At 69.8% G+C, this 24,027-nt stretch carries 21 protein-coding genes; 10 read left to right on the forward strand and 11 right to left on the reverse strand.

Annotation, left to right across the window (positions count from 1 at the left end):
• Position 1: 1 nt before the first annotated feature.
• Positions 2-214, reverse strand: coding sequence for a PQQ-dependent sugar dehydrogenase (locus NRY95_02265; GenBank protein UYC18470.1), 213 nt, complete (start codon positions 212-214; stop codon positions 2-4).
• 1,581 nt (positions 215-1,795) lie between these two features.
• Complete coding sequence (gene ilvD / locus NRY95_02270; protein ID UYC16829.1) at positions 1,796-3,634, reverse strand: dihydroxy-acid dehydratase; 1,839 nt, start codon at positions 3,632-3,634, stop codon at positions 1,796-1,798.
• 258 nt (positions 3,635-3,892) lie between these two features.
• On the opposite strand from ilvD, the gene NRY95_02275 reads away from it, so the two are divergent.
• Positions 3,893-4,444: a DUF1190 domain-containing protein gene (locus NRY95_02275; GenBank protein ID UYC16830.1), complete on the forward strand. Its 552-nt coding sequence runs from the start codon at positions 3,893-3,895 to the stop codon at positions 4,442-4,444.
• A gap of 34 nt (positions 4,445-4,478) precedes the next feature.
• A complete protein-coding gene (locus NRY95_02280; protein UYC16831.1) occupies positions 4,479-5,660 on the forward strand; it encodes a glutathionylspermidine synthase family protein in 1,182 nt (393 codons plus the stop codon).
• A gap of 80 nt (positions 5,661-5,740) precedes the next feature.
• On the opposite strand, the gene NRY95_02285 is transcribed toward NRY95_02280, so the two are convergent.
• The 8 genes from NRY95_02285 to NRY95_02320 form a co-directional block, all read right to left on the reverse strand.
• Complete coding sequence (locus tag NRY95_02285; protein UYC16832.1) at positions 5,741-7,039, reverse strand: DUF58 domain-containing protein; 1,299 nt, start codon at positions 7,037-7,039, stop codon at positions 5,741-5,743.
• 163 nt (positions 7,040-7,202) lie between these two features.
• On the reverse strand, positions 7,203-8,195 hold the full coding sequence (locus NRY95_02290) for a MoxR family ATPase (protein ID UYC16833.1): 993 nt from the start codon (positions 8,193-8,195) through the stop codon (positions 7,203-7,205).
• Positions 8,192-9,379 (reverse strand): DUF4350 domain-containing protein, encoded by a 1,188-nt coding sequence (locus NRY95_02295; protein UYC16834.1) that lies wholly within the window; start codon positions 9,377-9,379, stop codon positions 8,192-8,194. The genes NRY95_02290 and NRY95_02295 overlap by 4 nt, the downstream gene beginning before the upstream one ends.
• Positions 9,376-11,055: a DUF4129 domain-containing protein gene (locus NRY95_02300; protein ID UYC16835.1), complete on the reverse strand. Its 1,680-nt coding sequence runs from the start codon at positions 11,053-11,055 to the stop codon at positions 9,376-9,378. The genes NRY95_02295 and NRY95_02300 overlap by 4 nt, the downstream gene beginning before the upstream one ends.
• Entirely contained in the window at positions 11,045-12,058 is a 1,014-nt protein-coding gene (locus NRY95_02305) for a stage II sporulation protein M (protein ID UYC16836.1), read from the reverse strand. Before NRY95_02305 ends, NRY95_02300 begins: the two co-directional genes overlap by 11 nt.
• On the reverse strand, positions 12,055-12,732 hold the full coding sequence (locus NRY95_02310; protein UYC16837.1) for an RDD family protein: 678 nt from the start codon (positions 12,730-12,732) through the stop codon (positions 12,055-12,057). Before NRY95_02310 ends, NRY95_02305 begins: the two co-directional genes overlap by 4 nt.
• 235 nt (positions 12,733-12,967) lie before the next feature.
• Positions 12,968-13,891, reverse strand: a complete 924-nt coding sequence (locus NRY95_02315; protein UYC16838.1) for a DUF2167 domain-containing protein — start codon at positions 13,889-13,891, stop codon at positions 12,968-12,970.
• An 83-nt stretch (positions 13,892-13,974) separates the two neighbouring features.
• Positions 13,975-14,535, reverse strand: coding sequence for an alpha/beta hydrolase (locus tag NRY95_02320; protein ID UYC16839.1), 561 nt, complete (start codon positions 14,533-14,535; stop codon positions 13,975-13,977).
• Positions 14,536-14,660: 125 nt separating this feature from the next.
• Here NRY95_02320 and NRY95_02325 point away from each other — a divergent pair, with 125 nt between their 5' ends.
• Complete coding sequence (locus tag NRY95_02325) at positions 14,661-15,134, forward strand: Lrp/AsnC family transcriptional regulator (protein UYC16840.1); 474 nt, start codon at positions 14,661-14,663, stop codon at positions 15,132-15,134.
• A 20-nt stretch (positions 15,135-15,154) separates the two neighbouring features.
• Here the strand turns inward: NRY95_02325 and NRY95_02330 are convergent, their stop codons facing one another.
• Positions 15,155-15,706, reverse strand: coding sequence for a gamma carbonic anhydrase family protein (locus NRY95_02330; protein UYC16841.1), 552 nt, complete (start codon positions 15,704-15,706; stop codon positions 15,155-15,157).
• A 382-nt stretch (positions 15,707-16,088) separates the two neighbouring features.
• Here NRY95_02330 and NRY95_02335 point away from each other — a divergent pair, with 382 nt between their 5' ends.
• From NRY95_02335 to NRY95_02365, 7 genes are all read left to right on the forward strand, one after another.
• Positions 16,089-17,597 (forward strand): right-handed parallel beta-helix repeat-containing protein, encoded by a 1,509-nt coding sequence (locus NRY95_02335; protein ID UYC16842.1) that lies wholly within the window; start codon positions 16,089-16,091, stop codon positions 17,595-17,597.
• Between the two features lie 38 nt (positions 17,598-17,635).
• Complete coding sequence (locus NRY95_02340) at positions 17,636-18,931, forward strand: carbohydrate porin (protein UYC16843.1); 1,296 nt, start codon at positions 17,636-17,638, stop codon at positions 18,929-18,931.
• 62 nt (positions 18,932-18,993) lie between these two features.
• Complete coding sequence (gene aroD, locus NRY95_02345) at positions 18,994-19,878, forward strand: type I 3-dehydroquinate dehydratase (protein UYC16844.1); 885 nt, start codon at positions 18,994-18,996, stop codon at positions 19,876-19,878.
• Positions 19,879-19,906: 28 nt separating this feature from the next.
• Positions 19,907-21,217 (forward strand): MFS transporter, encoded by a 1,311-nt coding sequence (locus NRY95_02350; GenBank protein ID UYC16845.1) that lies wholly within the window; start codon positions 19,907-19,909, stop codon positions 21,215-21,217.
• 370 nt (positions 21,218-21,587) lie between these two features.
• Positions 21,588-22,067 (forward strand): MarR family transcriptional regulator, encoded by a 480-nt coding sequence (locus NRY95_02355; GenBank protein UYC16846.1) that lies wholly within the window; start codon positions 21,588-21,590, stop codon positions 22,065-22,067.
• 145 nt (positions 22,068-22,212) lie between these two features.
• A complete protein-coding gene (locus NRY95_02360) occupies positions 22,213-23,211 on the forward strand; it encodes a transporter (GenBank protein UYC18471.1) in 999 nt (332 codons plus the stop codon).
• 17 nt (positions 23,212-23,228) lie between these two features.
• Positions 23,229-23,996 carry a coniferyl-alcohol dehydrogenase gene (locus NRY95_02365; protein UYC16847.1) on the forward strand — a complete coding sequence of 256 codons (768 nt, stop codon included), beginning with the start codon at positions 23,229-23,231 and terminating at the stop codon, positions 23,994-23,996.
• Positions 23,997-24,027 lie beyond the last annotated feature (31 nt).

Consider the following 24,027-nt stretch of genomic DNA (forward strand, 5'->3'; position numbering starts at 1 on the left):
ATTACTTCGACGTGAGCCGGTACAGGCCACCGGGTTGCGCATCCTCCAATACCCACAACGCGCCATCCGGCGCCTCTTCGATATCGCTTATGCGTTTGTCCGGGCTCCAGCGCTGGACCGCGGTGGCGCCGCCCTTGCGGTCAACGGTGACGCGAATGACTCCCCCGCTGACAAGGCCGCTGATCAATGCGCTGCCCCTCCACTGCGGGAACATGCTGCCCTTGTAGAACATGAGGTTGCCTGGTGCGCGTGCGGTGGCCGGTGGACCAGGTTTCGGCCGGCGTGAAGGCCTGATCGTGGGCGTGAACCCTGCCTTCATCGATGGTGCGGAGGGGGCAGTTAGATCACTTGGGGAGGTTTTGCTCGCATCTGCCTATCTGTGAGAGGTTAGATTCGGATGACGTGGCGGATGACGTTGCTCCGTCGCTTGATGACTTGAGCGACAAGTTTTTACCGGATCATCCTGAGGGCTATTGGGCGAAGAAGGTCACATCGAGAATACTTTTCGTCATTCCGTTATTGCCGCTGGCTCAGATTCTCGGTGCGCCATGCTTGCCATCATCATTTCGCACCTGGGCTAAGCCGTGCCGCGAAGCGGGTCCGGCTTGAATGCATTGCTAGGTTGCATCCACACCGCCGTCCGATCTGTAGTTTGATATTGACGTCACTACTGGCAAGGACGCTGGACGATCCGAGTAGCTATAGACCTCCAAGCCCGAAAGATGGTCGTCCAGCGCCCAGACGATCAGGCCTAGGTGCTCGCCGTCCGGAGCCTTGGCTACCGCGTCGGCAACGATGCGTGCGACTTGGCCCTGAGCGGGAACACGAAAGTCCACCGACGCGCAGCCGCACTCGCAACGGCCAACCACCTGCAGTGAGCGAACAAGTCCAATCAGATCCTGAGCGGACTCATCGGTTGCCGTAACGGCAAGTGCACGCTCAATGATCGCCACCTCTGAATCGGAGATCGATCTAACAGTCACCAAAGGTCTGGACATGCTATCTAAAAACTGAATTAAACCGATCCGCGGAGTAGGGATGGTTTGAATGAATTGTTAGCCCCCTGGATGAGCATGGAACCAAACCTTAGTGGCTGAGGAGCGGAGCATAGAGAAAAGTATCACCGCGCCACCAGCGATTTCTATGGCCGAAAAGGCGGCTGCATAAGGCGTTAGTGTCCCATAGAACTCTTGTGTAGGAAAAAAAGCAGCGTTTATGACTGGGAAAGAGAGCGCAATCCAAAAGACACACCGCCACGTCCATTGCTTGCGGCGCATGAACAATACGACCAGCGTCACTAGGCCGATGCCGATTGCTGGGGAAAGGTACTGCCCGATTCCATGTTCGTATAGTGGAGCGATGACCGCTCTGCCGAGAATGCCAATGATCAAAACGATGCAAGCAATGAGAAGGTGACGCGGCATGGGAAGGAGCCAACTCCTATTGGACCGCCTAAAAAGCGGTGTTGCGCCAAGTATCCATCAACGCCAGAAGTCTGGAAAGAAGGTAATTCCTAGACTGCATCAATGACGTGCCGGATGGCGGCCGCTGCTCCGGGCGTCGATGCTGGCTGTGTGATCCGGCGTTTGAGCAGGCGTATGAGTTACACCCGTGACGATGAAGGCGTAACGGCGCGCTCGCCCTGAAGTTGCTGGATCAGGTCCGTGGCCGGTTGCGGCTGGCAGGATGGGCATCGGCCGTGACGAGCGAAGCCGGGTGGTTTTCCGGCTTCGGATAGATGCTGTCGGGGCTGAAGCCCCTCCTACAGGGACTCAATGGCAACCGAAGCAACGCCTCAACCGTCCAGCATCGCCTTGTCGCGCACCGCGCCCTTGTCGGCGCTGGTCGCCAGCAGCGCGTACGCCTTCAACGCGGTGGTGACCTTGCGCGGGCGCTCTTCCACCGGCTTCCAGCCTTGCGCATCCTGCGCGGCGCGGCGGGCGGCGAGTTCGGCGTCGTCGACCAGCAGGTTGATGCTGCGGTTGGGGATGTCGATCAGGATCCTGTCGCCGTCGCGGACCAGGCCGATGGCGCCGCCGGCCGCCGCTTCCGGCGAGGCGTGGCCGATCGACAGGCCGGAGGTGCCGCCGGAGAAGCGGCCGTCGGTGAGCAGGGCGCATTGCTTGCCCAGGCCCTTGGATTTGAGATACGAGGTGGGGTAGAGCATCTCCTGCATGCCGGGGCCGCCCTTGGGGCCTTCGTAGCGGATCACCACCACGTCGCCGGCCTTCACTTCGTCGGCGAGGATGCCCTTGACCGCCGAATCCTGGCTCTCGAACACCTTGGCGTTGCCTTCGAACACGTGGATCGATTCGTCCACGCCGGCGGTCTTGACCACGCAGCCGTCGAGCGCGATGTTGCCGTACAGCACCGCCAGCCCGCCTTCCTGCGAATAGGCATGGGCGACGTCGCGGATGCAGCCGGCTGCGCGGTCGGCATCCAGCGTCGGCCAGCGCGTGGCCTGGCTGAAGGCGACCTGGGTCGGGATGCCGGCCGGGCCGGCCTTGTAGAACGTGTGCACGGCGTCGGCGTCGGTCTGGGTGATGTCCCACTGCGCGATGGCCTCGGCGAGGGTGCGGCTGTGCACGGTGGCCTGGTCGGTGTGCAGCAGGCCGCCGCGCGCCAGTTCGCCGAGGATGGCGAGGATGCCGCCGGCGCGGTGCACGTCCTCGATGTGGTACTTCTGGATGTTCGGCGCGACCTTGCACAGCTGCGGCACGTGCCGCGACAGGCGGTCGATGTCGCGCAGGGTGAACGGCACTTCGCCTTCCTGCGCGGCGGCGAGCAGGTGCAGGATGGTGTTGGTGGAGCCGCCCATCGCGATGTCCAGGGTCATCGCGTTCTCGAACGCGGCGAAGGTGGCGATGCCACGCGGCAGCGCGGTCGGGTCTTCGGCGCCGTACCAGCGGTGGCACAGTTCGACCGCGGTGCGTCCGGCCTTCAGGAACAGCTGCTCGCGGTCGGCATGCGTGGCGAGCACGGTGCCGTTGCCGGGCAGGGCCAGGCCCAGCGCTTCGGTCAGGCAGTTCATCGAGTTGGCGGTGAACATGCCCGAGCACGAGCCGCAGGTGGGGCAGGCGCTGCGTTCGAACGCGGCGACCTTTTCGTCGGAGGCGTTCGGATCGGCGGCGATCACCATCGCGTCGACCAGGTCCAGGTTGTGCTCGGCGAGCTTGGTCTTGCCGGCTTCCATCGGCCCGCCGGACACGAACACGGTAGGGATGTTGAGGCGCAGCGCGGCCATCAGCATGCCGGGGGTGATCTTGTCGCAGTTGGAAATGCACACAAGCGCGTCGGCGCAGTGCGCGTTGACCATGTACTCCACCGAGTCGGCGATGATCTCGCGGCTGGGCAGCGAGTACAGCATGCCGTCGTGGCCCATGGCGATGCCGTCGTCCACGGCGATGGTGTCGAATTCCTTGGCCACGCCGCCGACGCGCTCGATCTCGCGTGCGACCAGCTGGCCGAGGTCCTTCAGGTGCACGTGGCCGGGCACGAACTGGGTGAAGGAGTTGGCGATGGCGATGATCGGCTTGTGGAAGTCGGCGTCCTGCATGCCGGTGGCGCGCCACAGCGCGCGCGCGCCGGCCATGTTGCGGCCGTGGGTGGAGGTCTTTGAACGATAGTCGGGCATGGGGGTATCTTGCGGTCGGAAGGCGGGCGGGGGCTGGCGCAAGTGATCGATCCGGTGGGCCGCCAAAGGGTTGCATTCGCCACCGTTTGCGCCGCGCACAGGATCACGGACCACGTTATCACGCGGCCTGCACGGCTACCCTTGCCGGCGATGAACGGGCGCGACGCGCATGGCGCGCAGCGGGCGCATCGGTGCCGGCGATTTCCGTCCCCGGCCGGAACCAGGCATCATCGCGGTCTGTGGTCCCGGAGGGAACCGATGAAGCGATCCAAGAAGGCCGCGCTGTTGCTGATGGGCAGTGCGCCGTTGCTGTTCACCGCCTGTGCGCCCGAAGCCAAGCGCCAGGAGGGGCTGTACACCTCGGTGGAAGCCTGTGCGGCGCAGACCCACGACATCGCCACCTGCCGCGAGGCGTTCAAGCAGGCGCAGCAGCAGTCGGCCGACCAGGGGCCCAAGTACGCCAGCCGCGAGCAGTGCGCGCAGGCGTATTCCGCCGAGCGCTGCGTGGAGCAGCGCGACAGCCAGGGGCATTCGTTCATCGGCCCGCTGATGACCGGCTTCTTCCTGTCGCAGATGCTCAACGGCAACCGGATGGCCGGCTTCAACGCCGCGCCGGCGTACCAGGACCGGCAGAGCCAGTGGCAGCGGCCTGCCGCCGCCGGGGCCGGCGCGGGTGCCGCCGCTGCGGCCAGCAGCCTGCGCGGCAACCAGACCATGACCGCTATCGGTGCCACGCCGAACCGGGCGGTCACCGTCAGCCGCGGCGGCTTCGGCAGCTCCAGCGGCGCGCGCGGCAGCGTCGGCGGCTGATCGCCGCGCTCTCCTTCCGAATCAAGGCAAGCACATGCAACGCATCGCGATCGTCGAACGCGGCGACTGGCGCGCGCAGGCCGCCGAGTGCGGCTTCCGCTTCCACACAATCGGCGGCGAACGCTACTGGGACGAACGCGCCTATTACGCCTTCACCCTGCGCCAGATCGAACGCGATCTGGAGGATCCCAGCGCCGAGCTGCACCAGATGGCGATGGGGCTGGTCGAGGAGATCGTCGCCAGCGAGGAGTTGATGCAGCGCCTGGCGATTCCGCCGGCGTTCCGCGACTGGATCGCCGAGAGCTGGCGCCGCCGCGATCCGCATCTGTACGGTCGCCTGGACCTGGCCTACGACGGCACCGGCCCGGCCAAGCTGTACGAGCTGAACTACGACACGCCGACCTCGCTGTTCGAGTCGTCGTTCTTCCAGTGGCAGTGGCTGGAAGACCAGCGTGCGCAGGGCCGCCTGGCGCGCGATGCCGACCAGTTCAATTCGATCCACGAGACGCTGGTGGAGCGCTTCGCCGAGCTGGCCGCGCAGCTGCCGCCGCCGCTGTCCTTCGCCGCGGTGCGCGATTCGGAGGAGGACCAGGGCACGGTCGCGTATCTGCGCGACTGCGCGGCGCAGGCCGGGCTGTTCGGCGAGGCGATCGCGATCGAGGACATCGGCCTGTCCGAGGACGGGCGCTATACCGATCTGGACGACGTGGTGATCGGCGCGCTGTTCAAGCTGTATCCGCTGGAAGACCTGTTCGCCGAGCGCTTCGGCCAGGCCCTGCCGGGCTCGGGCCTGCGCCTGCTGGAGCCGCCGTGGAAGGCGGTGCTGAGCAACAAGGGCATCCTGCCGCTGTTGTGGTCGCGCCATCGCGGCCATCCCAACCTGCTGCCGGCCGCGTTCGACGACGGCGCCGCGCTGCCGCCGGGCTGGGTGCGCAAGCCGCTGCATTCGCGCGAAGGCGCCAACATCGCCCTGCACCTGGCCGACGGCCGCATGCTGGAGAGCGACGGTCCCTATGGCGGGCCGTGCATCGTCCAGCAGGCGCATCCGCTGCCGGTGTTCGATGGCCGTTATCCGATGGTCGGCAGCTGGATCGTCGGCGATACCGCGTGCGGCATCGGCATCCGCGAGGACGACGGCCCGATCACCCGCGACAGTGCGCGCTTCGTGCCGCATGCGATCGTCGAGGCCGGGCGGCCGGGCGTGCTGTATGCCTGAGGGGGACGCCTTGCCGGCATGACGCTGGCGCCCGCGCGCCCCCCTGCAGCAACGGAGTCGTGACGATCGCGGACGCGCGACTACAGCAATCCGTCGCGTTTCACCGCGAGATAGCGCTCCACCAGCGCGCCCGGCAGCTCCTCGCCGGTGACGTCGAGCACCATCACGCCATGGCTGCGCAGCGCGTCGTGGGCGTCGCCGCGTTGTTGCAGATAACGCGCCACCGCGCCGGCCTGCACCGCCTGCTGCAGGTCGTGCACGTCCTGGGTCAGCGCCTGGTCCAGGTCGCGCTCGCGCAGGCTGGCCACGCACACCAGGTGCCGGCGCTGCAGCAGCCGCACCGCGGCGAGCAGGTCTTCGATGTCTTCGTCGCGCACGTTGCTGACCAGCATCACCAACGACCGGCGGCGCTGGCGCAGCGACAGTTCGGTGGCCGCGGCCAGGTAGTCGGTGGCCACCGCCTGCGGCTGCAGGTCGTAGCTGGCGCGCAGCAGCGCATCGACGGTGCCCATGCCGCGCTGCGGCGCGACCCAGCGCGCGTCGCCGCCGCAGGCCATCAGGCCCACCGCATCGCCCTGGCGCAGAGCCAGGTACGACACCACCAGCGCGGCGTTGAGCACGTGGTCGAAATGCGACAGGCCGCTTTCGCTGGCCATCATCCTGCGGCCGGTGTCGATCAGCATCAGCAGCTGCTGGTTCTTCTCGTCCTGGTATTCGCGCGAGATCAGCTTGCGCGCGCGCGAGGTGGCCTTCCAGTCGATCTGGCGCAGGCTGTCGCCGACGCGGTATTCGCGCATCTGGTGGAAGTCGGTGCCTTCGCCGCGGCGCCGCTTCAGGTGCGCACCGACCAGCCGCGAGGCCTGTTCGGCGCTGAACAGGGCGAAGCGGGTCAATGGCGCGAAGTTCGGGTAGACGCGCACCGTCTGCGCCGCGCCGGCCACGCGCCGCTGCCGCCACAGGCGCCAGGCCGAATGCAGGCGCAGGTGCGTGCCGGGAAAGGCGAAGCGGCCGCGCGCGGTCGGGCGCAGCCGGTAGCGCAGGTGGGTTTCGCTGGCCGCGTGCAGGGTCACCCGCCGCGGCAGGCCCTGCATCCACCAGCCGCTGGGGACCAGGTCGAACACGTCCAGCGTCTGCCGCCGCGCGCTGTCGAGGCGTAGCCCGGCCTCTCGCTCCAGGCCCAGCGGCAAGGCCTCGGGCAGCTCGCGGCGCAGCTGCGGGGTGGGGCTGCGCCACAGCCGCCACGCATCGATCGCGGCGACCACGCCGATCGCCGCGCCCAGCGCCTGCCACGGCCACAGCGGCAGCACCTCCAGCGCCGAGGCCAGGCCGCACAGCGCCCATAGGCCGAGCAGGGCGAGCAGTGGCGGGGCGGGTCTCATCGGGGGCTCGCCGGGACTGGGGACTCGGGACTGGGGACCCGGAACAGCACGGCGCTGTGCGGAACGTAAGTGAAGCACCTGCCGCATGTCGCGTGCCATGCCTGCATACGATCAGCCGCGACCCAGCACCGAGTCCCGAGTCCCCAGTCCCCAGTCCCGAGCTTCATTTCCGCGGCGCCTCCACCTTGGCCAGCAGCGCGCCCAGCGCGTCGTCGGCGCTCTGGCCTTCGATCTGCAGTTCCGGGGCCAGCGCGATGCGGTGGCGCAGCGCCGGCTTGGCGATGTCGCGGATGTCGTCGGGGGTGACGAAGTCGCGGCCGGACAGCACCGCCTGCGCGCGCGCGGCGCGGATCAGCGCGATGCTGCCGCGCGGGCCGGCGCCGAGCGCGATGCCCGGCCAGCTGCGGGTGGCGGCGACGATGCGCACCGCGTAGTCGATCACCTGCGGGTCCACCGCGATCGCCGCGGTGCCCAGCTGCATCGCCACCACGTCGGCGGCGCTGAGCACGCGCGGCACCTGCGACAGGTCGAAGTCGCCGGCGCTGCGCCCGGTGGTGACCGCTTCCACCATGCGCTTTTCGTCTTCGAGCTGCGGATAGTCGATCAGGATCTTCAGCAGGAAGCGGTCCAGCTGCGCTTCCGGCAGCGGATAGGTGCCTTCCTGTTCGACCGGGTTCTGCGTGGCCAGGGCCAGGAACGGCGGCGCCAGCGGAAACGATTTTCCTTCGATGGTGACCTGGCCTTCCTGCATCACTTCCAGCAGCGCCGACTGGGTCTTGGCCGGGGCGCGGTTGATCTCGTCGGCCAGCAGCAGGTGGGTGAACACCGGGCCGCGGCGGATCTTGAAGCTCTCGGTCTTGGGGTCGTACACGGCATGGCCGCTGACGTCGCTGGGCATCAGGTCGGGGGTGAACTGCACGCGCGCATAGTTCAGTTCCAGCGCCTGCGCCAGCGCGCGCACCAGCAGGGTCTTGCCCAGCCCGGGCACGCCTTCGATCAGCACGTGGCCGCCGGCCAGCAGCGCGATCAGGATCTGATCGAGCACCTCCGGCTGGCCGATGAAGGCCTGGCCGACCGCGTCGCGGATCGCCTCGACGCGTTCGATCAGGGCGGGGCCGGTGAGGGGGGCGACGGAGTCGGCGGGGGCGGTGGTCATAACTGGTTTCTCATCTGGACGAGGAGGCGAATGCGATCGCGGAAGGCGGCGTGTTGCTTGGGCGCTGGCGCCTGCAGCGCCTGTTCGACCTGCGCCGGCGGCAGGTTCAGGCGTTCGGCGATGGCCGCGGCCTGCGCAGGGCCGTGCAGCGCCGCGGCGAGCGGCGCGCGGCGCCGCAGCCGGGTCAGGAACGCCTGGCGCATCGCCGTGTACAGCAGCGCGGCCTTGCCGTAACGGAACAGGTGCTCGCCGCTGGCGCGCACGTGTTCCAGCAGCGAGCGGCGGTCGCCGGCCGGCGCGGCCAGCAGCGGGCCGAAGCGTTGCGTGCGCGACCACAACCAGGCCAGCAGCATCAGCAGCGCCGGCAACCAGGCCGGCCAGCCGCGGGTGAACAGGGTGCGCCACAGCGACGGCAGTTCGGCGGAGTAGATCAGGTAGACGGTGCCGTGGCCGTAGTTGGGCGCCAGGATCTGCCGCGCCAGCAGGCGATGCGGTACATCGCGCAGGCCGCCGCTCGGCGGGGCGGGCGGCGCGTCCAGCGCGTCGTCGCGCAAGCGGTTGCCGCCGTTGCTGCCGTTCTCAAGGAAATCCATTTCCGCCAGCAGGTCCACGTTGCCGTCGCCGTACGGCAGGCGCGCGTAGGCGTAGTCCTCGCTGCTGCCCCACAGGTTGCTCGCCGCGTCCTCGTCGATCTGGAAACGCCGGCCGTTGCAGAACTCGCTGTGCTCGGGCTGTCCGGGAATGGCCAGCTTCAGGCAGTGGTCCGGCTTGCCTTTTTCCAGGTCGACATCGAGCGCAGCGAAGATCGGCAGCCTGGTCTTGTCGTCGTCGTTGTCGGTCGCCGGCGTGCGCAGGATCAGGTGGCCGCCGCGCTCGACCCAGGCCAGCAGCGCCTCGCTGTCGGGCTTGCTCAGCGCGCGCGGGTCGCCGAACAGCAGCACGCTGTCGTGCGGCTGCAGGCGCATCGCCGCCAGGTCCAGGCGCTGCCGCGATTCGGCGCGCACGCCGTCGGCGCGCAGGGTCTGGCGCAAGGCGTACAGCGGGTTGTACGCGGCCTCGCCGCGCGGCGGCAGCGCCAGCTCGCGCTCGGCGCGTTCGTAGCGGCCCAGGAACCAGGCCGCCAGTACGCTGGTCACCAGCAGCCCGAGCAGGAAGATCAGCGCATTGCGCGTGCCGCTGTTCATGCGCGCCACCGGTACTGCTGCTGCAGCTCGTCGAGCAAGCCGGCGAAGGCGTCGTCGTCGGGCAGGCGCCCGGCGTAGGCGGCGTATTGCCAGGTGCGCACCATGCGCGCGAACAGGCTGCGGTCGGCGTCGTCCTGCAGGCGCCTGGAGGCGCGTAGGCATTGCGCTTCGGTGGCGCCGGGCGGCAGTACCAGGTTGGCGCGTTCGCACACGGTCGCCACGCTGGCGCGATACAGCAACGCCAGCGCGTCGCGCTGCCTGCCCTCGCGCCACAGCCGATGCGCGAGGGTGGCGACGTCGTCTGGCAGCGGCTCGGCGCTCACCACCGGTGCATGCGCCACCGGCGTCTCGACCGCGGCACGTTTGCGCACGCTGCCGCGCATCCACGGCAGCCAGTGCTTGGCGGTCAGCAGCAGGACCAGCACCAGCATGCCGGCCAGCAACCACATGCCCCATTCGCCGACGAACGCGAACACGGCCGCCAGGCTCGCCAGCACGCCCTTGCCGAAGCGCGGATCGAGCTTGTCCGGATCGGGTTTCTTCTCCTCGTCCTCGTTGCGGTCGCGCTTCTTCCAGTAGCCGATGCTGCGCTTGCCCGACAACAGCGGATCTTCGTAGGCGCGGTCGGCGGCGCGGTCGAAGCGCGCGTCGGCGGCAGGGACGGTGTTGAAGATGTCGTCGAGCGCGGCCGGCTCGGCGGCGTCCTCGTCGTCGGCGGCGGCGTCTTTCTCCGGATCCTTGGGGGCGTATGTGTCGCTGGCGTCGGCGCCGGTTTGCGACGCTGCGGTCGCCGGAGCGGGCGGCGGCGCGAGCGGGGCCGCCGCGACCGGGCCGTCGCTGCCCGGCGCGGCGCTTTGCGCGCGCAGCGCGGCGCCGGGCGCACCCAGCAGGACCAGCGCCAGCAGCAGCGGTGCGGCGCCGCCGAGCCGATCGCGCAGCCGGCGCAACGCCATTTCCACGTCCCAGGCTTCGATCTCGGTGCGGCGGTTGAGGTACAGGCCGAAGCCGGCGCCGACGAAGAACGGTTCGATCAGGGTCATCGCCAGCCAGCCGAAGGCGTTCAGGCCGATGTCGGCCCACAGCGGGTTCTCCTCGCCGATCAGCGCCCACGCCGCGCGCACCGTTTCCGGCAGCAGGTCCACCGGCACGAACATCGCGATCGCGGCGATGCAGGCCAGCAGCAGCATCGCCTCGAAGTGCCAGCACACGCTGGCCAGCAGCAGCGCGTGCCCGTACACCGCCCCGCCCAGGCTGCGGCGGCGTTGCCGCTGCTGCTCGGCGCTGGCGCCTTCCAGCACCTCCAGCGGCATGAACACGCTGCGCGCCGGGCTCAGCCGGCGCCAGGTCAGGTAGCCGAACATCGGGCCCCAGCCCCAACGCCATTGCGCGCGCAGCGTGTCGCGCACGCGCGGCACGTCGCCGAACACGCCGCGCGAGATCACGAACAGCGGGATCCGGTCCAGCACCGGCTTCAGCCACCACAGCGCCAGGCTGGCCAGCCACAGTTGGTCGATCGCCCAGGCGCCGAGATTGAGCAGCGCGAACAGCGGCAGGGTGAACAGCAGCCACGGTTTCCAGATCGCGCCGGCATGGCGGCGCACCAGCGCGCTGCCCAGCTCCATCGCCTCCCAGGCCGAGCGCGCGCGCAGCACCACGTCCAGGCGTTCAATCCGCATCGCCGGCCTCCGCCGTGCCGCGTCCGCCGCGCCACAGCCAGACCAGCACCAGCGTCCACAGCAGGCCGGACACGCCGTACTTCACCGCCGCCGGCAGCGAGCCGATCGAGGACCAGAACGCCTCGATGAAGGCGGCGACCAGCAGCATGAAGGCCACGCCCAGGCACAGCTTGGCGCCGATCGTGCCGCCTTCGACCAGCGCGTCGATGCGCCGGCGCCGGCCCGGCGCCAGCAGCTTCAGGCCCAGTTGCAGGCCCGCGCCGCCGGCGATCACGATCGCGGTCAGCTCGAACGGCGCATGCCCGGCGACGAAGCGCCAGAACGTCACGCCGTACCCGATCTGGTGCAGATGCCCGGCCACCGCGCCGATGGTGACGCCGTTGAACAGCAGCACCAGCACCGTGCCGAGCCCGGCCAGCAGGCCGCTGGCGAAGGTGCGCAGGCCGATGCTGATGTTGTTCATGATGTAGGTGCCGAACATCTGCCAGTCGTCGCCGCTGTCGCGGCCGAGCTTGTGCACGGCGGTGGCCGGGTCGTACATCCGTTCCATCTGCGCGACCTGCAGCGGATCCATCAAGCCGTGGATCAGTTCCGGCCGGTACTGCAGCAGCACGAAGATGGTGACCAGCGGCACCACGAACAGCGCGGTGGCCGCGGCCATGCAGCCGGCCTGGCTGCGCACCAGCTGCGGGAACTCGGCGAACAGGAACTCGGCCGCACGCCGCCAGCGCGGCCGCGGCGGCCGGTACAGTTCGGTGTGGCCCTGCTGCATCAGCTGCTGCAGGCGCGCGGTGACCAGCGGGCTGTAGCCGCGCTTGCGGGCAAGCGCCAGCTGCTGGCAGAGCCGCCGGTAACGCGCCGGCACGTCCTCGTCGGCCAGGCGCCATGCGTCCGCGGCGCTGTCGGCTGCGCTCGCGGGACGCTTGCGTCCGCGCGTCTGCAGCCAGCTCTCGAACGCATGCCACTCGTGCTGGTGGCGGGCGATGAACTGCTCCTGCCTCATCGCCGCCCCAACAGCCAGTTGGCCATCGCATACAGCCGCAGCACGCCGGCCTGGCCGGGCGCTTCGGTCAACGGCAGCGCCAGCGCGGCCAGTTCCAGCTGCCGCGCCGGGGCCAGCCGCGGCGCGCGCTCGGCGAAGGCGATCAGCGCCGCCTGCTCGGCCGGCAGCAGCACCAGCGGCGGCGGCGCGGCGCTGGCGATCGGCGGCAGTCCGGTTTCGTGGCGCGGCGGTTGGTGGATCACCAGGGTGCCGGCGACCATGTCGCCCAGGCGCCGCGCATGCGCGTCGAACAGGCAGGCGACCAGGCCGATGGCGTAGCCGAACGGCAGCATGTCCACGGTGCGCAGCAGGTTGCGGGTGATCGCCGCCATCCATCCGGCCGGCGCGCCGTCGCGCGAGACCACGCGCAGGCCCAGCGCCTTCTTGCCCAGGGTCTGCCCGAACCAGCCTTCGAGCACGATCGGATAGGCCCAGAACACCAGGAACATCGCCACCAGGTACAGACCCTGGCCGAAGCCGCCGAGCGCACCGAGCAGCAGGCCCATCAGGGTCAGCACGCCGAAGCGCACCGCCAGGTCGATCAGCCAGGCCAGCGCGCGCGGCACCGCGCCGGCGGCCGGCAGATGCAACGGCACGCCTTCGGGCGTGATCACTTCACGGTAGGTATCGAGCATGCCGCTCACCGCCGGAGTGCGGCGTGGCGCGCATGCGTGCCTGCGATGTAGGGAGGCCGTCCTTCCGTCCGGCCGGCTGCCTGTGGCGGCATGCGTGATCTCGACTGCGTCCTGCTCCGAACCGCGACTTTAGCGGGCGCGGCGCCAATTGCCCAGCCGCGCGCCGCGCTCGGCGCCGCAGAGGCTTCAGGCGATGACGATGACGACGGCGTGGCAAGCGCGCCGCGCGGGCCGCTCAACGCACGGTGCCGCCGTCGCGCTTGCGCCCGGAGAACAGCTTGCCGATCCCGCCGACCAGCGCCATCAGCCCCAGCGCCACCAGTTTCCAGGCCTTGGCCAGGAGCAGGCCGAGCTTGGCGAACAGGCCGGCCTTGGCCGCCAGGCCGCCGCCGATCAGCGTGGCCAGGCCGTAGCTGGCGATCTTGTCGGTGGACGGGTTGTGGTCGGCGTAGCGCGCGCCGCTGTCGAACTCGGCCATCGGCAGCAGTTGCTGCATGCCTGCACGGACCTGCGGCAGTTCGTCCATGCCGGCGATCGCGTTGAGGCTCAGGTAGCCGTGGCGGCCGAGCACGCGGATGTCGTAGTTGAGGGTGTGGCCTTCGTTGCCCTGGAACGCCAGTTCGCGCGCCCAGTACAGCTTCTTGGTCGCGGCGTCGTAGCGCGGCGGCACCGCCCAGCCCACCAGGTCCACGCTCTCGTAGCCGGCTTCCTTGCGCTGCGTGTTCTCCTCGCGGGTTTCCTTCTGCATGTCCGCGAGCATGTCCTGGTAGTCGATCTTGCTGGCGTCCTCGTCGGACACGTAGCCGTCGTCGGCATAGGTGACCACCACCGCCCAGCTGCCCTTCTGGTCGAGCGCGGGTTCGCGCGGCACGATCAGGCCCAGCACGGTGTCGTCGGGCGGGTTGCCCCAGTACGCCTCCAGCACCTGCCGTGCATCGTCCTTGCCGAGATAGCGGAAATCGTGGTTCAGATCGAAATGCACCTTGGCCTGCGGCACCTCGATGTGCCCATCCTGGAAGTGCAGCGAGGCGACGAACTGCTCGGCGGTCATGCCGTCCTTGCCGTGCTCTTCTTCTTCGGCCATGGCTGGCCCGGCACCGGCGCCCAGCGCAAGCAGGAAAGCGGCCAGCAGGCCGCGCAGCGGAAGTGTCTTGGTCATCGCGAATCCATTCGGTGGCGTCCCCACGCCAGAGGCGCGCAGTGTCGCGCAAAGCGCCACGCCGCGCCAGTCGTCCGCGCCGATCAGGCGCGCGCGGCGGGCGCGTGGCCGATGCCGGCGTCGAAGGCGGCCAGCAGTTGCGCGCCCGCTGGCCACTCGCCCAGGCCGCTGGCCGCATTGAGATGGCCCAGGCCGTCGAGTTCGACCAGCCCGCTGCCCCACTCGCGTGCGCAGCGGCGGCTGTACGCCGGTGTCGCATACGGATCGTCGCTGCTGGCCACGATCAGGCTGGGGAAGGGCAGCGGCGCCGTCGGCACCGGGACGAAGCTGGCGGCCTGCGCATGCGGAAACGCCGCGCTGTCCGGATCGGGGACCGCGACCAGCAAGGCGCCGCGCGGCAACCGTTGCGCGCGCGCCGCCCAGTGCGCGACCAGCAGGCAGCCCAGGCTGTGCGCGACCAGCAGCGGCGGCGTGGCGCAGTCCTGCACGCAACGGTCGAGCGCGTGCAGCCAGTCGTGCAGCTGCGGTTGCGCGAATGAACCGGGCTGCAGCCGCCGCATGTGCGCGTTGCGCCGTTGCCAATGCGTTTGCCAGTGCCCCGGCCCCGAGTCGCCGATGCCCGGCACGATCACCACCGCTTGCATGCGCTACGCTCCGTTCGAGAGAGCGGCCAGTGTCGCGATGCGTGCGTCGCCGCGCCATGGCGATTCATCGCCGTACGCGGCGTTTTGCCGATGAATCCAAGGTGCACGAAGAGAGGACGAGCGGCGTGGCAGCGAAACCCTGGCAGGGCGATGCCCTGGATCACGCGATTCTGGAGGCCTTGCAGTGCGACGGGCGCATCGCGTTGGCGGAACTGGGCCGGCGCATCGGCCTGTCGCAGCCGGCGATGTCCGAGCGCGTGCGCCGGCTCGAGGAGCAGGGCGTGATCACCGGTTACGCGGCCCGGGTCGATCCGCGGGTGGTGGGTCTGGCGACCGCGGCCATCGTCCGCCTGCGCACCACGCATGCGCAGATCGGCGCATGCCTGGAACAGTTCGCGCAGATGCCGCAGGTGCTGGAAGTGCATCGGGTCACCGGCGAGGACTGCTTCGTGCTGCGGGTGCTGGTGCCCGCGCCGGCGCAGCTGGAGCCGATCATCGATGCGTTGGCGCGGTTCGGTGCGGTGACCACCAGCGTGGTGTTGCGCAGCGAGGCGCCGCGCCCGATCGGCCGCGCCTTGCTGGCGTTGGCGGCAGAGTAGCTACGGCGCCACGTCTGCGCTTACTGCGGCGCCTGTGCGACCGCGTCCAGGTAACGGTCTTTCAGGCGCACGTAGTGCTGCGCGGAGTAGTGCAGGCTCTCGACCTGCTTGTCGCTGAGCGTGCGCGCCAGCCGCGCCGGATTGCCCAGCCACAGTTCGCGCTCGCCGACCGTCTTGCCCGGTCCGACCACCGCGCCGGCGCCGACGAAGCCGTATCGCTTCACCGTGGCGCCGTCGAGGATGCACGCGCCCATGCCGATCAGGCACAGGTCCTCGATGGTGCAGGCGTGGATGATGCAGCCGTGGCCCACGGTCACGTCGGCGCCGATCAGGGTCGGATAGCCGGCGGTGTTGAACGGGCTGTGGTGGCTGACGTGGATGATGCTGCCGTCCTGGATGTTGCTGCGCGCGCCGATGCGCACGTGGTTGACGTCGCCGCGGATCACCGTGCCCGGCCACACCGACACGTCCTCGTCCAGCACTACGTCGCCGATGACGGTGCAGGCCGGGTCCACGTAGACGCGTGCGCCGAGCTGCGGCGTCTTGTCCAGGAACGGGCGGATCGGGTTCACGGCATTCTCCGGCGAAGTGGGCGGGACCTGCGCCAGGCCATGGCGCGGCCGCCGATGATAGCGCCTGCCCGCCAGGCGCTCGCGCAGGCAGGATGCAGCGGCTGTCTCGCTTTTCCGGGTCCCAGGTTCGGAGTCCCCGGTCCCGGCGAACCGCCAGCGGCGCAGCCTTCGATCACCGGATGTCCGATAAACGCACATTACATCGATATTCGCACTTGAATGCTGCAGTGCGATAAAACTAGCTTTGCCTCTCGTTCCAGCGTTCCATCCCTGACGTGGCGAGGGCGGCACTTGTGTGCCGAGGTCGGGTGCAGGGGAAGACCGCCGGGAGTGCGCGCCGCGTGGCGGCGCCGATCAAGGTCCTTGTGCGGAGATGTGTCCCATGCGTCGTATGTTTTCCGGGTGTGCGCTGCTGGCCGCGGCGGTCTTGCCGCCGTGCGTGTCCGCCTACCAGGCCGAGCCGGCGCCGGCGGCGTTGAGCGTGCTCACGGTGGACCGCTATGCCGACGATGGCGCGCCGGGCTCGCTGCGCTGGGCGATCGCCACCGCCAACCAGGCGCCGGGCCGCCATCGCATCGAGATCGCCGCGGTGGGGCGGCCGCCGTACGTGATCCGGCCGGCGTCGCCGCTGCCGGAGATCAAGGGCCCGGTGCAGATCGTGGGCAGCGCGCGCGACGTGGACGGGCAGTACATCGTCATCGACGGTTCGGCCTACGTGCGCGGCAAGGGCACCGACGCCTGCCCCGGCGCGGAGAAAGGCCAGTTCGGCGCCAACGTGCGCACCACCACGCTGCCCGGGCTGGTGCTGCGCGACACCCAGGGCGTGGAGCTGAGCGGCCTGGAGATCCGCAACTTCTGCATCGGCGTGCTGATCAACCGCGCCAGCGGCAACGAACTCCACGACAACCGCATCGTCGCCAACAAGGGCGGCGCCGGGGTGATGCTGACCGGCGACGACGGCAGCGGCCAGTCCACCACCACCACCACCGTGCACAACCGCATCGTGCGCAACGAGTTCATCGACAACGGCGACGGCCTGGAGCTGACCCGCGGCGCGGCCTGGAACCTGGTGGCCGACAACCTGTTCCGCTCCACCGACGCCAATCCCGAGCCGTCGCAAGGCATCGAGATCCTGTGGGGCAACGACAACAGCGTGCTGCGCAACCGCTTCGAGCACTACTCCGACGGGTTGCAGATCAACTGGGGCAACCGCAACACCATCGCCGCCAATACCTTCACCGGCAACTCGATCGGGGTCAGCCTCAGCGGCCGCGGCAACGTGGTCGACGGCAACACCCTCAGCGGCAACGGCATCGGCATCGCGGTCCGCCCGCAGCCGCGCAGCGAGGCCAACCGCTTCACCGCCAACCTGCTGTCCGGCAACGGCCTGAAGATCGAGCGCTGCCAGGCCGGCGGCGCCTGCGTGCCGGGGCAGCCGCGCGGCGCGATCGTGTTCGGCGTGCCCGGCCTGGAACACGCCAGCTTCGTCGGCTCGCGCGGGATCGGCGTGGACACCGATCCGTCCAGGCGCGCCAGGATCTGCGCCGCCGGCGAGACCACGGACTGCCAGCCGGCGCCCAACCACGGCCAGGCGCCGCCGCGGTTGCTGGCGCTGCGCGGTGGCGCCGGCCAGCGCGAGCTGCAAGGCGAGTTCGTCGGTACCCCGCGCAGCCGCTACAGCGTGGAGGTGTTCGGCAACCGCGCCGCCGGCAGCGACGAGGCCGAGCGCTATCTCGGCCGCCTCGATGCGGTGGTGGACGGCGACGGCCACGGACGCTTCCGCTATCGCCTGCCTGCCGACAGCGCCGACCTGGCCAATCTCACCGCCACCGTCACCAGCGCCGACGGCGCGACCTCACCGCTGAGCGCGCCGCTGGCACTGCCGCGTTGATCGCTATGACCCTTTTTCCGCTCAGCAAGAGTTCCCGCATGTCCGCATCGCCGCCTCCATCCCGCCTGCTGCTCGTCGCCGTGCTGCTGGCGCTGCCCGCCGCCGCCGCCGCGCAGTCGGCGAGCAATGCCTACGCCGGCAACACCCTCACCGGCGATTGGGGCGGCACGCGCAGCGCCTGGGCCGCGAACGGGGTCAGCGTCCGCGGCGACTACGTCGGCGAAGCGCTGGGCGTGATCGACGGCGGCTACGGCCGCACTGGCGCGCGCTACGCGCAGCAGGTGCGGCTGGGGCTGGACCTGGACATGGGCAAGCTCGCCGGCTGGGAGGGCGGCACCTTCCGCTTCACCCTCAACGACCGCCGCGGCCGCAGCACGTCGGTGGACCTGATCGGCAACCGCTTCCCGGTGCAGGAGGCCTATGGCGGCCAGTACACGCGCCTGTCCGAGTTCAGCTACGACCAGACGTTCGCCGGCGGCACCTACTTCAAGCTCGGCTACTACGCGATGGGCAACCAGTTCGGCCTGCTCGGCGCCGGCACCAGCTTCGTCAATGCCGCGTTCTGCGCGCATCCGCTGGCGATGTCCGGCAACAGCGGCTGGTACAACTATCCGGTCGCGCGCTGGGGCGGCGAAGTGGCGCAGCAAATGAGCCCGGCGCTGAACCTGCGCGTGGGCGGCTTCCAGGTCAATCCGAACCTGGCCGGCGACAACGTGCACAACGCGTTCCGCCCGTTCGTCGGCGGCACCACCGGCACGCTGTTTCCGGTCGAGTTGACCTGGACCCCGGGCAAGGGCACGCGCCATGCCGGCGTGTACAAGCTCGGCGGCTATTACGATTCCTCGCGCGTGGCGCGCAAGGGCCTGGACAGCCGCGACACCACCGGCCGCCATGGCGCCTACCTGCTGGCCGAGCAGAAGCTGTACAGCGAGGCGGCCGATCCGGCGCGCGGCTTCAGCGTGTTCGGCGAGTACATGCAGTCCGACCGCGCCACCGCGCAGATCCGCCGCTGGTACGCGCTGGGCGGGATCTACCAGGGCATCGGCGCGCGCAGCCAGGACCGCATCGCGCTGGGCTATGTCGGCGGCGACATCAACCGCACGCTGGTGGATGCGCGCCGCGCCTCGCTGGTCGAGGCCGGGGTGCCGGCGGACTCGTCGCTGTACGCGCTGAGCGGGGCGGAGGAACTGTACGAGCTGTCCTACAGCGCCCAGATCACGCCGTGGCTGATGCTGCGCCCGGATGTGCAGTACGTGGTCAATCCCGGCACCTTCTCCTACCGCCAGACCGACAACGCCTGGGTGGTCGGCCTGCAGGCCAAGGTCACGTTCTGATGCGTGCCGGCGCTTCCCGGCGCGCCGCGCTGCGCGCTCCGTCGTTTCCACGAGGTGTTCCGATGACCATGTCCCTGTCGCGCGTTTTCGTTGCCGCCCTGGCCGGAGTGCTGCTGCTGGCCGCCCTGCCGGTGTCGGCGCAGTCCGCTGCGGCGGCAACGCCGTTGCCGGCGACCAAGGTGCTGGACGTGCGCGGTGTGCGCATCGGCGAAGGCGCGCCCAAGACCATCGTGCCGATCACCGCCACCACGGCCGAGGAGGCGCTGGCCCAGGCCGCGCGCATCGCCGCCAACGCCGATACCGACATCGCCGAATGGCGCATCGACTACCTGGACATCGCCCTCGACGGCAAGGCGCTGGCGCGGCTGGGGCCGCAAGTGGCCAAGGCCCTGCACGGCAAGCCGCTGCTGCTGACCTTCCGCACCAAGGCCGAGGGCGGCGCCAGGCCGATCGCCGATGCCGACTACGGCAAGCTCTATGCGACGCTGCTGCAGGCGCGCTTTGCCGACCTGCTGGACGTGGAGATGTTCCGCGACGCGGCGCTGGTGCAGGCGCTGGTCGCGCAGGCGCACGCCGCCGGCGTGGCCGTGGTCATGTCCAGCCACGACTTCGAGCGCACCCCCGGCACCGCCGAGATCGTCGCGCGCCTGCAGCGCCAGCAGGCGCTGGGCGCGGACGTGCTGAAGATCGCGGTGATGCCGCACGACGCCGGCGACGTGCTCAAGCTGCTCGACGCCACCTGGCAGCTGCGCCGCCGCAGCGACCGCCCGCTGCTGACCATGGCGATGGGCGGCACCGGCGTGGTCTCGCGCCTGTCCGGCGAGACCTTCGGCCAGGCGCTGACCTTCGGCATGCTCGGCAAGGCCTCGGCGCCGGGGCAGGTCGAGGTCGGCCGCCTGCGCGAAGTGCTCGACACGATCCACCAGGCCGCCAGCGCCGCGCGCTGAGCCGGTCCCGCCAACCAGGAGTTCCGCCATGAGCCACGCCGCCGCCGCGCCATCCTCCGTCGTGCTCGAGCGCATGAGCGGCTTCCAGTGGATCGCGATCGCGATCTGCGTGCTGCTCAACATGCTCGACGGCTTCGACGTGATGGTGATGGCGTTCACCGCGCCGCATATCTCCGGCGACTGGCAGCTGTCGGGCAAGGTGCTGGGGCTGATGCTCAGCGCCGGCCTGGTCGGGATGGCGATCGGTTCGCTGTTCCTGGCGCCGCTGGCCGACCGCATCGGGCGGCGCGCGGTGATCCTGTGGTGCCTGGGCATCCTGACCGTGGGCATGGCGCTGTCGGCGCTGGCGCAGGACGCGTGGCAGCTCGGGCTGCTGCGCGTGTTCACCGGCGTCGGTATCGGCGGCATGCTGGCCAGCGTCGGCGTGATCACCGCCGAGTACGCCGACGCCAAGTGGCGCAGCACCGCGGTGGCGCTGCAGGCGACCGGCTATCCGGTCGGCGCCACCCTGGGCGGGCTGATCGCCGCGTTCGTGCTCGAGCGCTGGAGCTGGCACGCGGTGTTCCTGCTCGGCGCGGCAGCGTCGCTGCTGTGCGTGCCGCTGGTGCTGCGCTGGCTGCCGGAATCGCTGGACTTCCTGGTCACGCGGCGCCCGCCCGGCGCGCTGGCGCGACTCAACGCGCTGCTGGCGCGGATGCGGATGGCGCCGCTGGCCGAACTGCCGCCGCTGCCGGTGCGCGCCATCGGCGACAAGCAGGGCTACGCGGCACTGTTCGTCGGCAGCCTGCGCAGGCCTGCGCTGCTGATCGCGCTGGCGTTCTTCCTGCACATGTTCGCGTTCTACTTCGTGCTCAGCTGGACCCCCAAGCTGCTGGTCGCCGCCGGCGTCTCGGCGCAAGAGGGCATCACCGGCGGGGTGCTGCTGAACCTGGGCGGCATCGTCGGCGGCAGCCTGTTCGGCTGGCTGGCCTCGCGCCTGCCGCTGTCGCGCCTGACCATCGTCAGCCTGTTGTTGGCCGGCCTGGGCATGGTGTTGTTCGCCGGCTTCAACACCCGGCTCGGTATCGCGTTTCCGGTGGCGTTCGTGATCGGCGCGGCGCTGTTCGCGGCGATGGCCGGTCTGTACGCGACCGCGCCGGCGGTGTTCGCGCCGCAGGTGCGCAGCACCGGGCTGGGCTGGGCGATCGGCATCGGTCGGCTCGGCGCGATCCTGTCGCCGCTGACGGTGGGCCTGCTGGTCGACCGCGGCTGGACGCCGTCGACGCTGTACGTGGTCTGCGCGGTGCCGCTGCTGTTGGCCGCCGCGGTCTGCCTGCTGTTGCAGCGTAGCGCGCGCTGAGCCGGGCGCCGGCCTGGCGGCGACGTCAGAAGACGTTGCCGAATGCTGCAGTGCAGCTTGCCATAATGATTATGATCAATAACTATTATTTCAAGTAACGGAAGCGTGCGGTGCCCGGTCCGGGTTGCCGGCGCGGGACGGATCGGACCGTGGCGGTTGCGCGCCAGTCCGAAGCCGCGGTGTCCATGGCGTGTGGTCGGATCCGGGAGGATGCGGATGCAGCAGCGAGGCAGTGCGTCGTTCTTGCCGGCCATGCCGGCGCCCGCGGTGCCGGCGGCGGCGCCATGCGGCCGCGCGCCGCTGGCGGCCGGGACCGGCGAACGCCTGCGCTATGCTGTGCGCACCGCTTCCCCTGCACGGCGCACCGCCCTTGAGCAACACGCAACTTCCCGACAGCAGCGCACCGGCCGAATCGATCGACCAGGCCCGGCTGACCCGGCTGCTCGGCTTCCGGCTGACCCGCAGCGAGCTGCAGATCCGGCGGATGTTCCTGGAGTGCGTGCGCGACTACGACCTCAAGCCGGTCGACTTCTCGGTGCTGGTGCTGGTGGATGCGAACAGTGGCGCCAACCAGCGCCAGCTCGCCGAGGTGCTCGACGTCTCCCCGCCCAACCTGGCGATCGTGATCGCGCGGCTGATCAAGCGCCGGCTGCTGCGCCAGGTGCGCGGACGCCAGGACCGGCGCATGCAGCATCTGCATCTGACCGCGACCGGCAAGGCATTGCTGGACGAGGCCGAGGCGGCGGTGCAGCGGATGGAAGCGCAACTGCTGGACGCGCTGGGCGCGTCCGCAGGGCGCTCGCTGCTGCGTGCGCTCGACCTGCTCGGCAGGATCGCACCGACGACCTGATCCCCGCGGCGCCTGCGCGCCGCTTCGCCGCGTCCCGCTCCACGCCGCCGTGTGTTCCGGCCGGCGCGTGCAGCGCGTGCGGCGTTCTTCTCCCCCCGCGCTCGGCCGTTCCATCCCGTCCAGGAGAACCCTCGCCGTGAGTCGCATGTCCGTCGCCGTGCCCGCAACGCCGCGTCCGCGGCACCTCGCCTTCGCCCTCCTGCTCTCGCTCGCCGGCACGCCGGCCTGGGCGCAGAGCGTGCCGCAGACAGTGCAGCTTCCGAACGGGCTGAACACCGGCGGCACCAGCTTCATGGATGGCTTCACCAGAACCGAGCCAGGCTGGGCGATCGTGCAGTACGCACGCTATACGCGCCTGGATGCGGTCGAGGACGCGCACGGCGACGACTCGCCGGCGTTCCGCGGCACCCGCATCGATTCCACGCTGCTGATGACCCAGTTCGCCTACGCCACGCACTACACGCCGTTCGGCGGCGTGTTCGGCCTCAACGCGCTGGTGCCGCTGGTCAATCTCGACGCCTCGTTCGCTGCCGACAGCCCGGCACGGCTGCGCGACAACGGCTTCGGCCTCGGCGACATCACCTTCGGTCCGTATCTGCAGATGCTGCCGACGATCCGCGACGGGCGGCCGGTGTTCGTCCAGCGTTTCGAGTTCGACGCGATCGCGCCGGTCGGCAAGTTCGATCGCGACCGCGATCTTAACCAGAGCTCGGGCTATTGGTCGCTGATCCCGAGCTGGGCGTTCACCGTGTTGCCCACGCCGCAGTGGGAGCTCAGCGCGCGCCTGAACTACCTCTACAACTTCCGCGCCGACAAGGCCGCCAATGCGCCGCAGCTGGCCGGCTTCACGTTCCGCAACGGCCAGGCCGGCGATGCGTTCTGGGTCAATTTCGCCGGTTCCTACGCGCTGACCCCGGCGTTCCGGCTGGGCGTGAACGGCTACTACCTCAAGCAGCTGCGCGACAACCGCACCAACGGCGTGCGCGTGGCCGACACCAAGCAGAGCCAGTTCTATCTCGGCCCCGGCGCGTCGTGGCGGATCGATGCGCACAACATCCTCAACGCCAATGTGTACCTGCCGGTGGAGGTGAAGAACGCCGCCTCCGGCAACAACGTCAACTTCCAGTACATCCACGTGTTCTGAATCGGAATCCCTCGCACATGAACCTGCACAACAAGACCTTGGTGGTGACCGGTGTGGCCTCGGGCATCGGCGGCGAAGTGGCGCGGCTGGCGCGCTTCCACGGCGCGCGCGTGATCGGCGTGGACCGCAATCCGGTCAGCATGACGCTGGACGGCTTCCACCAGGCCGACCTCGGCGATCCGGCCGCGATCGATGCGCTGGTGGCGCACTTGCCCGAACGCATCGACGCGCTGGCCAACATCGCCGGCGTGCCCGGCACCGCGCCGGTGGCGCTGGTGGCGAAGGTGAACTACCTGGGCCTGCGCCATCTCAGCCAGGCGCTGTTGCCGCGGATCGCGCCCGGCGGCAGCATCGTCAACGTCGCCTCGATCCTCGGCGCGGAATGGCCGCAACGGCTGGACCTGCATCGCGAACTGGCGCAGACCCCCGACTACGCCGCAGGCGAACGCTGGCTGCAGGCGCATCCGGTGGCGCAGGCCACCTGCTACCAGTACTTCAAGGAAGCGCTGATCGTGTGGAGCGCGCTGCGTTCGCAGGATTGGTTCGCCGGCCACGACGTGCGCGTCAACAGCGTTGCGCCCGGCCCGGTGTTCACGCCGATCCTGGGCGATTTCGTGACCATGCTCGGGCCGGAGCGGGTCCAGGCCGACGCCGGCAAGATGAAGCGCCCGGCCTATGCCGACGAGGTCGCCGAGGCGATCGTGTTCCTCGCCTCCGATGCGGCGCGCTGGATCAACGGCGTCAACCTGCCGGTGGATGGCGGCCTGGCCGCCACCGCGATCTGAGCCTTCGTTCTCCCGTCCCTTTTCCGAGACC

Origin of the sequence: Xanthomonas campestris pv. phormiicola, from assembly GCA_025666215.1 — a bacterium.
GTDB classification, from domain to species: Bacteria; Pseudomonadota; Gammaproteobacteria; order Xanthomonadales; family Xanthomonadaceae; genus Xanthomonas_A; species Xanthomonas_A campestris_A.